The organism is Pseudomonas sp. UYEF17 (assembly GCF_040546125.1).
In the GTDB taxonomy this organism is placed as follows: Bacteria; Pseudomonadota; Gammaproteobacteria; order Pseudomonadales; family Pseudomonadaceae; genus Aquipseudomonas; species Aquipseudomonas putida_Z.
Genome location: NZ_JBEPNE010000001.1, coordinates 253521 through 265566, shown reverse-complemented (window position 1 = coordinate 265566; position 12046 = coordinate 253521). Strand labels below are relative to the sequence as shown.

Annotated in this window: 12 protein-coding genes and 1 pseudogene; 7 read left to right on the top strand and 6 right to left on the bottom strand. The window is 60.3% G+C overall.

The genetic code is table 11. The features are described 5' to 3' along the window. Window positions 1-17: 17 nt before the first annotated feature. The gene (locus tag ABIB24_RS01290; RefSeq protein ID WP_354315996.1) at window positions 18-524 is read right to left on the bottom strand and encodes a GNAT family N-acetyltransferase; all 507 of its coding nucleotides are present in this window, start codon (window positions 522-524) and stop codon (window positions 18-20) included. A 251-nt stretch (window positions 525-775) separates the two neighbouring features. On the opposite strand from ABIB24_RS01290, the gene ABIB24_RS01285 reads away from it, so the two are divergent. Next, complete coding sequence (locus tag ABIB24_RS01285; RefSeq protein ID WP_274078440.1) at window positions 776-1558, top strand: SDR family NAD(P)-dependent oxidoreductase; 783 nt, start codon at window positions 776-778, stop codon at window positions 1556-1558. 78 nt (window positions 1559-1636) lie between these two features. Continuing rightward, window positions 1637-2641 (top strand): AraC family transcriptional regulator, encoded by a 1005-nt coding sequence (locus ABIB24_RS01280; protein ID WP_274078441.1) that lies wholly within the window; start codon window positions 1637-1639, stop codon window positions 2639-2641. A gap of 22 nt (window positions 2642-2663) precedes the next feature. On the opposite strand, the gene ABIB24_RS01275 is transcribed toward ABIB24_RS01280, so the two are convergent. Beyond that, window positions 2664-3380, bottom strand: coding sequence for an SDR family NAD(P)-dependent oxidoreductase (locus ABIB24_RS01275; protein WP_274078442.1), 717 nt, complete (start codon window positions 3378-3380; stop codon window positions 2664-2666). A gap of 42 nt (window positions 3381-3422) precedes the next feature. Continuing rightward, window positions 3423-3908 (bottom strand): DUF2165 domain-containing protein, encoded by a 486-nt coding sequence (locus ABIB24_RS01270; RefSeq protein WP_085706092.1) that lies wholly within the window; start codon window positions 3906-3908, stop codon window positions 3423-3425. 282 nt (window positions 3909-4190) lie between these two features. Here ABIB24_RS01270 and ABIB24_RS01265 point away from each other — a divergent pair, with 282 nt between their 5' ends. Beyond that, a complete protein-coding gene (locus tag ABIB24_RS01265) occupies window positions 4191-5003 on the top strand; it encodes an alpha/beta fold hydrolase (protein ID WP_274078444.1) in 813 nt (270 codons plus the stop codon). Here the strand turns inward: ABIB24_RS01265 and ABIB24_RS01260 are convergent. Next, window positions 4992-5894 carry a LysR family transcriptional regulator gene (locus tag ABIB24_RS01260; RefSeq protein WP_137164225.1) on the bottom strand — a complete coding sequence of 301 codons (903 nt, stop codon included), beginning with the start codon at window positions 5892-5894 and terminating at the stop codon, window positions 4992-4994. The genes ABIB24_RS01265 and ABIB24_RS01260 overlap by 12 nt on opposite strands. A gap of 118 nt (window positions 5895-6012) precedes the next feature. Here ABIB24_RS01260 and ABIB24_RS01255 point away from each other — a divergent pair, with 118 nt between their 5' ends. Beyond that, on the top strand, window positions 6013-7074 hold the full coding sequence (locus tag ABIB24_RS01255; protein ID WP_137164226.1) for an alkene reductase: 1062 nt from the start codon (window positions 6013-6015) through the stop codon (window positions 7072-7074). Window positions 7075-7150: 76 nt separating this feature from the next. Here ABIB24_RS01255 and ABIB24_RS01250 read toward each other — a convergent pair whose 3' ends face one another. Beyond that, window positions 7151-7564 (bottom strand): MerR family transcriptional regulator, encoded by a 414-nt coding sequence (locus tag ABIB24_RS01250; RefSeq protein ID WP_137164227.1) that lies wholly within the window; start codon window positions 7562-7564, stop codon window positions 7151-7153. A gap of 73 nt (window positions 7565-7637) precedes the next feature. On the opposite strand from ABIB24_RS01250, the gene ABIB24_RS01245 reads away from it, so the two are divergent. The 3 genes and pseudogenes from ABIB24_RS01245 to ABIB24_RS01235 all read left to right on the top strand — a co-directional run. Next, complete coding sequence (locus ABIB24_RS01245) at window positions 7638-8738, top strand: SDR family oxidoreductase (RefSeq protein WP_354315995.1); 1101 nt, start codon at window positions 7638-7640, stop codon at window positions 8736-8738. Between the two features lie 160 nt (window positions 8739-8898). Further along, a complete protein-coding gene (locus tag ABIB24_RS01240; protein ID WP_354315994.1) occupies window positions 8899-10410 on the top strand; it encodes a sensor domain-containing diguanylate cyclase in 1512 nt (503 codons plus the stop codon). Between the two features lie 157 nt (window positions 10411-10567). After that, window positions 10568-10720 (top strand): annotated as a pseudogene (locus tag ABIB24_RS01235) (DMT family transporter); the annotation flags it as partial. Window positions 10721-10768: 48 nt separating this feature from the next. On the opposite strand, the gene ABIB24_RS01230 reads toward ABIB24_RS01235, so the two are convergent. Next, the gene (locus tag ABIB24_RS01230; RefSeq protein WP_274078447.1) at window positions 10769-12022 is read right to left on the bottom strand and encodes an OprD family porin; all 1254 of its coding nucleotides are present in this window, start codon (window positions 12020-12022) and stop codon (window positions 10769-10771) included. Window positions 12023-12046: the final 24 nt, after the last annotated feature.

Below are 12046 nucleotides of genomic sequence, written 5' to 3'. Positions count from 1 at the left end.
CAGTCTGGCGTCAGCACTCATTGGCTTGGCTGCGTCTCCTCCTGCTTGAAAACACGAAATCCGCGCGCCTGATAATTTCCAAGCGCGGCAGGATGGTCGAACGTGCATGTGTGTACCCACACCCGCTCTGTACCTTGCCATTCCCACGCAGATCGAACAGCGTGACTCAAGAGTGCCCCGCCGAAGCCACCCCCTAGAAACTGCGGTGCCAACCCGAAGTAGCGGATTTCGCAGTTACAGCCATCGGGGCGATAAAGCTCGTAATAGCCGGCTATCGCGCCGCGGTGATAGGCAACCCAGGTACGGTGGCACTCCTGTTCAACGAGTGCCTGCCATTCGGAACTGCTCCAGCTATCAAGATCGCCCCACTCCCAGGGCGTTCCTACCAGCTTGTAGAGAAAACGATTGAATTCCGCCTGAGGCACTTCACATTCGATGATCTGAAGGTCGTGACGCTGTGGTTTTTCCTGCAACTCGGAAGCCGAGATCATTTCCAGGTAATAAGTAATGCAAGACCGTTCCATCGTAGACTCCCTGCGTCTTCCCGCTAGCGATCAACAAGCATGCCAGCTGCGGCTCGACTGCGGCTACACCTGATGTCTGCTTCGGCTAGAAAGCAGTCGCTATCAAGTAATGGATAACGCTTGGCTCGCGCTGCGCGAACCACAACTTGGCGCAATCGGAATTAGCCATGGCATCTTGTGCTAGTGCCATCCCCAAACCCGCACCGTAGCATCTCCTTGCCCAAACGTTTTGCAGCAAGCAAGGAGAAAACATGGTTACTGACACCGCATTGATCACTGGCGCCTCGGGTGGCATCGGACTGGAACTGGCACGCCTCCATGCGGCCAAGCGTGGCGATGTCGTCCTGGTAGCGCGCTCGCGTGACAAGCTGGAGTCCATCAAGCAGGAACTTCAGACTCGATACGGCGTGAAAGTGTATGTAATCGTGGAAGACCTGGCCGATCCTGGCGCAGCAGATCGGGTATTCGCTGCCACCGAAGCATTGGGGTTGTCCATCGACGTTCTGATCAACAACGCCGGGTTCGGTGGCCACGGGAAGTTCGTCGAACGCGACATCGCTGCCGATCTAGCCATGATGCAAGTGAACATGGCCGCGCTTACCGCTCTGACCCATCATTATCTGAAGGCGATGGTGTTGCGTCGACGCGGGCGTATTCTCAACGTCTCGTCGACCGCCTCGTTCATACCAGGCCCCCTGCAGGCGGTTTACTACGCCACCAAGGCATTCGTGACATCCTTCACCCAGGCTATCGCCGAGGAAACCCGGGAATACGGTGTAACCGCCACTGCGCTGTGCCCGGGAGCAGTCGCAACAGGTTTCGTCGCCGCAGGTGATCTGCAGGGTGTGGATGCCTGGAACAATGCCAGGACGGCACAATCCGTGGCGCAATGCGGTTACCAGGCCATGGAGCGCGGTGAACTGGTTGCGTTCAATGAAGGCAAGTTGCGCGTCATGCTCGACTGGATTGTTCCGCTGTTGCCTCGCAAACTGGTGCTCAGGATGTCCCGCAAGGCAATGGAAAAGGCATCCTGAGAAGGCCAGAGAAGCCCTATCCGTTCGCCTTGCTGACTTGCGTGCCAAGGCAATGCGCTGCAAAGAGATGCCTCGATAATGAAACAAGCCAAGAACTTCGCCGTGCATGCTGGGTGGAAGGTGATCATTGCTGATTTGGGAGTAGCGCCTGGGGACCTGCTGGCCTTGGCCGAGCTACCGGCTGATCTATTCAGCCGCAAGGACTCCGTGCTCTCGCCACCTGAGTATTTTCGACTTTTCGAAAGCCTTGAGCAGCTGGTCGGAGAGTCGCATCTACCACTGCGACTCGGTGGTGCCGTTTCAGTCGAAGCCTTCGATCCGGCTCTTTTTGCTTGCCTGTGCAGCCCGGACTTCAACGTAGCGCTCACCCGGCTTGCCGAGTACAAGCGTCTGTGTGGTCCCTTGGCACTGGATGTGGTCTTCCACGACGCTTATACCGAGGTTTTTATCGAGTGCTACGGATACGACCGTCCGCTCCCGCGCAGCCTCCTTGCGATGGAACTGGTTTTCCTTACCCACCTGGCGCGCCTCGCCACAAGGCAAACGATCACCCCGCTGGAGGCAGAGCTGGTTGCGCTGCCCGAACCAGCAAAACCGTGCGAAGAGTTCCTGGGATGTTTCTTGCGACAAGGCAACTGCAATCGTATTCGCTTCTCCAAAGAAGATGCTGCGCGCCCTTTCCTTACCGAGAACGTTGCCATGTGGCAATTCTTCGAGCCGGAACTCCGGACGCGGCTTTCAAAGCTCGAAGCCGGCGCCACAACCCAAGAGCGAGTACACAGCGCGCTGCTCGATATGCTGCCGAGCGGGCGGAGCAGCATCCATGATGTCTCCAGTCGTCTGGCGATGAGCAAGCGCTCACTCCAGCGTCATCTTGCAGACGAGGCGCTGAACTATCAGGAGATACTCAATGACACGCGTCAGGGCCTGGCTTGCCATTACCTGTCTCGCTCAACCCTGTCCCCAGGAGAAATTGCGTTCCTGATCGGGTTCATGGATGCCAATTCTTTCCTGCGCGCCTTCAAAGCCTGGACAGGCATGACACCGGGCGAGTACCGGAGGCAGCACAGCCACCAAACGTGAGGGCTGAATGGCAGCTTTGGCGTCAGAAGCGCTCATCGCCGATCGCCGGCAAGGTCAGCTCCCTTACGAACGAAGCCTCGGACAAGCGCAACAGCGCGTCGACCATGGTGACCACATCATGCACCGGTACCTGGCGCCGTTCGCCTCGTGCTGCGGCTTGCGCCAATGGCGTGTTCAGGGCGTCGTCGATATTCAGGTAACCCAGGTGAAGCACGGTCACCGCCAGGTTGTCATCCCTGAAGCCTTCGCGTAGCGCATCAGCCATGCCGTTGAGGGCGAACTTGGAGGCGCCGAACGCCACCTCCGGGCGCCCGCTCTGGCGAAGGGCCGAGGTCGAACCGGTGAGGATCAACTGCGGTCGGGGCGCACCTAGCAACTTTGGCACCAGCCGCTTGAGCAGAAGCAGCGTGGCGGTGATGTTCACCTCGACCAGCCTGGTGATCGATTCGTCGCTGTCGTCGAGGAATGCGTAGTGCTCGCTGAAGGCGTGTTCTTCCCAGATGCCCACGTTGCAGATCAGGACATCCAGATCGGCAGGTGTTCGATCCGCGATCTGTGCTACAGCCGCCGTTGGCTTGGCAAGGTCGGCATCGATCCAGTGCAGATCGATGCCCGAGGCAAGGGCCAGGTCGACCGGCTGTTTGCGGGATACGCCGATCAGCGTGTCCCCTGGCTTGCCGAGCCCTTCGAGCAAGGCACGGCCCAACCCTCTGCTGGCGCCTACGATCATCGTCTTCATCTGTTGCTCCTTCCTGGCATCCTGCAAGTATCCATCGACCGATCAACCCCACCGGACATTGAGTACGACGAAGTGCAGCAGGACCCAGACCATCAGCAGCAGATGGGTCAGTTGCAACCCTTCCTGGCGGATCCAGTAGCCGAACCATATCCCGCCCAGCAGCATCGCAAGCAGGAACCCGAGCGTTGCGCTCAAGGCCAGGTTCAACCAGGGCAGTGAAGCCTCCAGGCCGGCGCCAAGCACCAGTTCATAGCACCCGACCCAGGCCGTGAGGGCGGCGGCTGCCTGTATCAGCACGATGATCGACAAGGCCAGGCGATGGAGGGAGGGAGAAGTCATCGCTCGCCCCAGCAGTGGGAGGCTGATTGCGGGCGGTTGGGCCAGCGGCGCCATCGACATGGTTGCCCCGATCGCCCCGGCCGAACTGGCAAAGGCATGCAGGTTGTTGATCAGGCTGATACTCAGCCACAGGCTCAAGCCGATGCAGCAGGTTATCTGGAAAATCAGCAGTGAGGTCGGAGTGTCCATTCCTGGTCCTTTGTGAGTTCGTTTCCGGAAGTTGCGAGAGAGTCCGGACGACACTCTAAAACCTTGACTTAACTCGAGGTCAATACCGGTTTTCCAGTAAGGCTTGCATGCTGGCAAACCAGGTAACGCAGCCGCAACTACCTCGATACTCTCCCGCGGCAGCTGATGATCCGTGCGGCGCGGTGTCCATGATCCGGATCAGCGTGTCCCGGTTTAGGGGCTATCCCCCTCTCCCCGCCCCCGCCAGAATGCCGGCTTCTTCCCTGCCCGGAGTCATCTCGCATGCCTATGTTCCGCACCTCGGACGCAGTTTCCCTGCACTACAACGACTGGGGCCACGGTCGCCCAGTGGTGTTGATCCATGGCTGGCCGATGTCGTCTGCCAGTTGGGATTACCATGCCACCCGCCTGGCCGAGTCAGGTTACCGCGTAATCAGCTATGACCGCCGCGGTTTCGGGCGCTCCGACCAGCCCTGGAGCGGCTACGACTACAACACACTCAGCGACGACCTCGCGCAATTGATCGAGCACCTGAACCTGCAAGATGTCACGCTGGTGGGGTATTCGATGGGTAGTGGCGAAGTGGCACGTTACCTGGCCCGCCACGGCGATCGCCGAATCGCCGCGACCGTGCTGCTGGCTGGGGTGACACCGCAACTGGCCAGCTCGCCGGACAACCCCGAAGGCATGCCGCCAGCGGCCTTCGACGGTTTGATGCAGGCGTTGCGCCAGGATCGTCAGCGCTTCTTCGGGGATTATGCGCACGCCTTGTTCTCGGAGCCGGGCCTGCGCGACTGGTATCTGGCCCAGACTTACCAGGCCAGTGAACGCGCCATCGCAGCTTGTGCCCAGGCCTGGTACATCACGGACTTCCGCCAGGACCTGACCGGGATCAAGGTGCCGACCTTGATTCTGCACGGTGCACGCGATGAAAACGCCCCGGCTGCCACCACCGGCCGGCTGGCAGCGCAACTGATCGGGCAATCGCAATACCTTGAGTACCCCGAAGCCGGCCATTACCTGCTGATCGAGCAAAAGGACGCCGTGCTTCGCGACCTGCTGGCGTTTCTTGCAGGCGACAGGTCAATCGGCTGAGAACCCATGGCTGAGCGTCTGGTCGGGGAAGGCTTCGCACAGGTAGTCGATGAACGCCGAGACCTTGCGACTAGCCAGCCGGCGTGAGGCGTGCAGGGCCCACAACTCGATCGGCCTATCGGGCATTCGCCCCCAGATGGACAGCCGTGCCAGGTGCTCGTCGCCCAGCAGCAGGGAGCGCGGGATCAGTGCGGCACCCGCGCCGGCGAGCACCGCATCACGGATCATGATCAGCGATGACAGGCGCAGGCGCACATCGGGCATTACCGCGCCCAAGGTGTCACCGTCCTGGTAGTGCCAGGGCCCGTTGTCGAAACGGTTGGCCAAGGCCACGGCGGGCACTTCGGCGATCTGGCCATTGCTGCACGCAGCAGGCCGCGACAAGGTTGGCGGCGCCACCAGCAGCATGTCGTCGCGGGCAAAACAGCGCCCCACCAGCAGCGCATCCGGCCTGGGATTAACGCGAATCACCACGTCATATCCATCCTCTACCAGATCGACATTGCGGTCTTCGGCGGTGATGTCCAACCGTACTTGCGGATAGCGTTGGGCAAAGCCCACAGCCAGGCGCCCGAGCAAGGTATGGGAGAACAGCACCGGGGCACTGACACGCAATTGACCGCGTGGGCTGGTCTGCCCTGCCGACACCAGTTCACCCGCCTCTACGATCTCGTCCAGCAGGCCATGGGTGCGCTCGTGCAGCACCTGACCTTCCTCGGTCAGGCGCAACGACCGTGCCCCGCGCTCCAGAAGCCGCACGCCTAGGCTTTGCTCAAGATCCATGACTCGCCGCGACAGCGTGGCCTTGGGGCGGCCGCTTAGGCGGCTGGCCTTGCCAAAGCCGCCGTGAGCCGCTACGAGGTTGAAGTCAGCCAGAGCTGAAAGGTCCATGATCGGTCCATTTTTGAGACATCGAGTCCAAATATTAGACTCTACCAACCGAATATGGAACGAAATAAGCTGTATCCCATGCGAATGTTTCACCCAATCCATCTGCAGGAGACACCTGATGACCTCGCTCTGGGACCCTATCCAACTCGGCAAACTGCAACTGCCACATCGTCTGGCCATGTCACCCCTGACCCGTAGCCGTGCACTGCCCAACGGCACACCAGGCCCGCTGGCCGCTGAATATTATGGCCAGCGCGCCTCGTTGGGCCTGTTGATCAGCGAAGGCACGCAACCCAGCGCCGACGGCCAGGGTTTTCTCGACTCTCCCGGCCTGCACAGCGATGCCCATGTGGCGGGCTGGCGTCAGGTCAGCGATGCAGTGCATGCCGGTGGTGGCCACCTGTTCATCCAGCTGATGCACGCCGGACGCATGTCGCATCCATCCAACACCGCCCATGGCCGTCAGGCCCTGGCGCCATCGGCGATAGCCCCAGATGCGCAGATCTACACGCCTCAGGGCATGCAGCAGGTGCCGACGCCGCGAGCGATGAGCGAGCAGGACATTCGTACTACCGTGGACGATTTCCGTCAGGCTGCAGCCCGCGCCATCGAAGCCGGTGCCGACGGCGTGGAGATCCACGGCGCCAACGGCTACCTGATCCAGCAGTTCCTGGCCGTCAATGCCAACCAGCGGGACGACGCCTACGGTGGCTCGATCAGCCGCCGCATGCGCTTTGCCCTCGAGGTGGTCGATGCCGTGGTGGCCGAGATCGGTGCCGAGCGTACTGGCATCCGCCTGTCGCCGGGTTCAGCGTTGGGCGGCATCGCAGAAGGTCCGGAGCACGCCGAGCTGTACCGCATCCTGGTTGCCGAACTGGCACAGCGCAACCTGGCGTACCTGCACCTTGCCCACAACGGTGACGACGCCTTGCTCAAGACGCTGCGCCAGGCATGGCCAGGCGTACTGCTGGTCAACCGGGTGAACCGCGCCCGCGAGCACCTGGCAGCCGACATCGAGGCCGGCCTTGCCGACATGGCACCTGTCGGGCGCTGGGCACTGGCCAACCCCGACCTGGTGCAGCGCCTGCGTGGCGACCTTCCGTTGAACGAAGCCGATCCGCAAACCTTCTATGGCGGCGGCGCCAAGGGATATACGGATTATCCGGTGCTCGCGGTGTAAGCACACAAGCCCCTGAGTTGCTGGCGAATCACCAAGAGTTCGCCAGCACCCGGGTAGCCAAGCGTCGGTAGCCGCATCAGTACATCCCCGACGTCGAGGCAGGCGCATGGGCAGGAAGGTCAGGAATGGTCAGCCCGTTGGCAATGGCACTGGCTTCAAGCTTTGCACGCTCCGCGTCCAGAAGGACATAGGCGGCTTGCAGCGTGGTGATCTTCGCTTGAATGTCGGCCATCTTGCTGGCTACCAACATCGCGCCTTGCGCGCAATCGATCGTATTACCCCGCTTGGCCGCAAGGATGTCGCCAATCTCGGCAAGCGAGAAACCGCCGCTCTGAGCGCTTTGAATAAAGGCCAGATCAACAACGGTCTGGTCGCTGTAGCTGCGGTAATTGTTGGCTTGGCGATGGGCCACGATAAGCCCGAGTTGCTCGTAATAGCGCAATGTATGGCGGCCGACTCCACTCCGGCGCTCCAACTCTCCAACATTCACAGTAAAAATTCCTTGACTGTAGAGTACGCTCCACACCTTAGCCTGCGCCAATCATCCAGACAAGGATTCAGATATGAGCGTGGAATGCTTCGTCACCGGCGGCAGTGGGTTTGTGGGTCAACATCTGCTGGCCCGTCTTACTGCGACAGGGCACAAGACCTGGGTGCTCATGCGCAACCCTGAAAATATCGAACGCCTCAAAGCGCAAGTAAGCCAACTGGGAGGTAACCCTGCATATATAAATGCAGTTGAAGGAGACATCAGCAGGGATGGACTTGGACTCAGCGAAACAGACAGGCAATGCGTAGCTTCAGTCGCTGTGGTCTTCCACCTCGCGGCGCAGTTTACCTGGGGCCTGACAATTGAGCAGGCCCGCGCAGTCAATGTACAAGGGGCACTGAGAGTCGCCAGGCTCGCGGCGAGCCAGCGTATTCGCTTGCTGATGGTGGGCGGCTATATGCTGCAGAACCTTACTCATCTTTCAAGTATCGGGGTTGATCACGAGCGCCCTGAAAACACCAATTGGCCCGCAGTCTACGGTCGTGTGGGTGGCTACGAAGGCAGCAAGCTGGAGTCCCATTTTGCAGTCATCCGCTACATGCAGGAGGCAGGCGCGGATTACACGATCGTTCATCCTGCTACGGTGTGTGGCCATAGCGAAAGTGGGCATATCCCTCAAGGGCAACCTCTGGCCGACCTCATTCGAAACCTGGCACTGGGCCGGTTCAAGGCTGTCCCTGGTTCCGCCAGGCACTGGTTGCCATTGGTCAGCGTCGATTACCTGGTAAAGATGATGATCTGCGTGGCGTTCGACCCGTCGATGGCCAACCGGCAGGTCCTGGCGCTGTATGAGCACACCCCGAACCTGCAGGGTATGCTCGAACAATTGGCACAAACGCTGGATATAAAGGCCCCCCGCCGCCATGTACCCATAGGGTTGCTGAAGTGGCTATTGGCGATTCCCGGCCTGGCCACCCGATTGTCGATCAGCGCCGAGTCACTGAACTTCATCCAGACGCAGCGCTTCGACATGAGTGACAGCCAGCAACTGGAACAAAAGTATCAGTTGGCACATCCCGACATGGCGCGAACTTTGGAAAAGACCGTGCGCTACGTCCAGGGTTACTTGCCCTCTCGTCATGTTCACACTTCTGCAAATCCTGGCGGAAGATAACAAACGGGTTCTGACAGAGCGCGTAATTCTGTCGAACACTCCGGCAACTTCGGTGTTATATTATTGCACATGAACCAGATGGTTACTTCCTTACCGTCTGGTTAGTTAAAGCGTGTCGACGCTCAACTTGGTCTTTAGGGAAAAAGGCGTGTGAATTGACGTGAAGCGTGACATCCACCTCGTTGTGCTACTGCTATCGGTCATCGGTTGCTCTCTCGCATCGTTAACGCTGTGGAAGGTCATGGCTTCTCGCGAGCGCGCCCTGGAAGACGTCAATGTCCATGGCCTGAACCTGACCCAGGCACTGTCCACCTATTCGGAAGGTATCGTCCGGCAGAGCTCGATGCTGCTGCTCGGCCTGGTCGAGCGCCTGGAAACCGAGGGCGCCGGGCCTGCGCAGATCGAACGTCTGGATCAACTGGTCAAGCGCCAGCAACCATTGATGCCGCCGATGAGCGGCATCATGATCTACGCCAGGGACGGACGCTGGCTGATGTCGTCCAACCAGCCGACACCCGTCGGTGCCAACAGCAGCGATCGAGCCTTTTTCATCCACCACCGTGACGACCCATCCCGCGACCCCTTCATCGGCCTGCCAATCCGTAGCCGCGTCAACCAGGAATGGGTGATCACCATCAGCCGGCGGTTCAACGATGACCACGGCGAGTTCGCCGGCGTTGTCGCCATGACGCTTGGCGTGGAGAACTTCCTGCAGCTTTTCGGCAAACTGGATGTCGGCCATGACGGTGCCATCGGGCTGGCCTACACCGACGGTTCCATGCTGGTGCGCTACCCATTTCGGGAACAGGACATGGGGCGCAACTTTTCGAAGTCACCCATCTTTACCAAGTATCTCGTTGACCAGCCAGCGGGCACCGCATCGTTCACCTCCAGCCTGGACGGCGTGGAGCGCCTCTATGCGTTTCGCAAGAGCGACAAGCTACCCCTGGTGACAACGGTCGCGCTGGGCAAGCAGGAAGCACTCTCGGCCTGGCGGCTCGAGGCGCTGCTGTCGTCACTGGTGGTCGCTGCGCTGCTGGCACTGATCGGGGCCATTGGCTGGCTGCTGATTCGCGCCATGAGCCGGCGAAGTGCGGTCGAAAGCGAGCTTCGACTGACCCAACAGCAGTTGCTTGACAGCAACCAACAGCTCGAAAGCCTGGCGATGCACGATGCGCTCACAGGGCTTGCCAACCGGCGCTGCTTTGACGAGGCGCTGACCCAGGAAATCCGCACCGCCCATCGAAACGGCACCACGCTGGCTTTGCTGATGATCGATATCGACCATTTCAAACGCTACAACGACACCTATGGGCATCCGGCTGGCGACGCCTGCCTGCAGCAGATGGCTGCCCTGCTCTCTTCCTGCATCCGCCGCCCTCGCGACCTGCTGGCACGCTACGGGGGTGAGGAACTGGCCGTGATCCTGCCCGATACCGACAACGACGGAGCGGTCGTCGTCGCCAGGCTGATGCTCGAGCGCCTGGCCTTGCAACCTGTCCCTCACAAAGGCAGCCCTTTCGGGCATGTGACCGCCAGCATCGGCATCGCCTGCGCCGACGGAACGGCCCTCGAAAGCCCGCCATCGCTGATTGAACGCGCCGACCGGGCGCTCTACATCGCCAAGCAGGCGGGCCGCAATCGCCTGCATGTCGACCGGGCGAAGGCATAAAGCCAATAACAAGGAATGTACAAATGCAATCTCATTTCGGCAAAGGCGTACTCTTTGCACTCTGCGCCGCTGCATTGAATGCAACGATCGGCGTACTCAGCAAAGTGTTGATGAACAGTGGATTCAGCTCCAGCAGCATCGCCCTGATAAAAACAGTCCTCTGTTTGCCGCACTGCTGGCGTTCGTGGTGCTCAATGAAGTACCGCGGGACACGTTGTACCTGGGGGCCGGGCTGATTCTCTTCGGCCTGTGCTTCTCCAATGAGCTGATCCGACTGGGCAAGAAAGCGCCACAGCCGTCCAAAGCATGAAACGCGTGCGAGCAAGCACCTCGAGGCATGCATGCTCGCACGGCCGCATTACCAGATCGCAATATCGTAGGTCAGGTAGATCCGGTTGCTGTCGCGCCCTCGGGAAAAGTCAGAGCGGTAGACGTAGTTGCGAAGCTTCACACCCAGACCTTTCACAGGCCCGGATTGCACCACATAGGCAAGCTCCACGTCACGCTCCCACTCGCTGAGCCCGGCATCAGCCGAGCGACCGTTGTCCCCGCTCAGGTAGCGCGCCATGAAGGTCAGCCCGGGGACACCGGCCGCAGCAAAGTTGTAGGCATAGCTGGCCATCCAGGTTTTCTCTTCCTCCTCGATGAACTTGCCGATGCCAACGTTACTGAACGAGTAGACCGTCGCGCCGCTGATGTATGGCAGCCCTGCCTCGCCGTCGAGCACCTGGTAACCGGCACCGACAGTGTGCCCGGAGTGGGTATAGGACAGCTGCCCACTGAACATGTCATTGTCTATCTGACCACCATGAGCGGCCCCGCTGTCGCGGCTCTTGAAATAGCGCAAGTCGGTGGTCAATACACCGCCGGCCAACGGCAGGTCGTGGATCAGGCCTAGGTAGTCCTGGCGATAGAAGTGTTCGAGCTGGCCGTGGAAATAGCTCAAGCGCAGCTGCTTGCTGGCGGCATAGTCGGCCCCGGCAAAGCTGAAATCGCCAGACTCGCTGCCACTGTAACCATCCAGGAACAGGCCGGTGCTGTCGGAGGAGTCCCGCTGCTTGAAACGGTCCAGGTGGCCGGCGGTCAGGGTCAGGCCATCGACATCAGTACTGGTCAGCTGCGTACCCTGGTAGGTCTGCGGCAACAATCGCGCATCGTTGTACACCAGCACCGGTGTCTTGGGCAGCAAGGTGCCATGCTTGACGATGGTCTGCCCCAGTCGCGCCTTGGCCGTCACACCGGCACTGGCGAACTCGTCCGCGGCACGGCCATCGTCATGCACCGGCAGCAAGCCGGTACCGCTGCGCCCGCGGCCCGAATCGAGCCGTACGCCTACAAGCCCCAGGGCATCGAGCCCCAGCCCCAACGGGCCTTGGGTGAACCCTGATTGGTAGTCGAGCAGAAAACCCTGTGCCCATTCCACACGCTCGCTCTTTGCAGTTGCAGCAGCGCGGGCGCTCATGCCTTGTTCGTCGCGGAAGTTTTCGTTGAAGTAAACGTTGCGCAGCTGCAGCTTGAGCTTGCCGTCGTCGATGAATCCGGCAGCGCCGGCCACAGGCAGCCAGCCGCAGAGCAGGCCACAGGTGGCCCCACGGAAAACAGTTCGGGACATTTTCGATTCTCTGTTGTTGTTCTT

Bases quoted from the DNA above. Each gene is read 5' to 3' on its own strand.
- ABIB24_RS01290 (WP_354315996.1), bottom strand. From the start codon at position 524: ATGGAACGGTCTTGCATTACTTATTACCTGGAAATGATCTCGGCTTCC.
- ABIB24_RS01285 (WP_274078440.1), top strand. From the start codon at position 776: ATGGTTACTGACACCGCATTGATCACTGGCGCCTCGGGTGGCATCGGA.
- ABIB24_RS01280 (WP_274078441.1), top strand. From the start codon at position 1,637: ATGAAACAAGCCAAGAACTTCGCCGTGCATGCTGGGTGGAAGGTGATC.
- ABIB24_RS01275 (WP_274078442.1), bottom strand. From the start codon at position 3,380: ATGAAGACGATGATCGTAGGCGCCAGCAGAGGGTTGGGCCGTGCCTTG.
- ABIB24_RS01270 (WP_085706092.1), bottom strand. From the start codon at position 3,908: ATGGACACTCCGACCTCACTGCTGATTTTCCAGATAACCTGCTGCATC.
- ABIB24_RS01265 (WP_274078444.1), top strand. From the start codon at position 4,191: ATGCCTATGTTCCGCACCTCGGACGCAGTTTCCCTGCACTACAACGAC.
- ABIB24_RS01260 (WP_137164225.1), bottom strand. From the start codon at position 5,894: ATGGACCTTTCAGCTCTGGCTGACTTCAACCTCGTAGCGGCTCACGGC.
- ABIB24_RS01255 (WP_137164226.1), top strand. From the start codon at position 6,013: ATGACCTCGCTCTGGGACCCTATCCAACTCGGCAAACTGCAACTGCCA.
- ABIB24_RS01245 (WP_354315995.1), top strand. From the start codon at position 7,638: ATGAGCGTGGAATGCTTCGTCACCGGCGGCAGTGGGTTTGTGGGTCAA.
- ABIB24_RS01230 (WP_274078447.1), bottom strand. From the start codon at position 12,022: ATGTCCCGAACTGTTTTCCGTGGGGCCACCTGTGGCCTGCTCTGCGGC.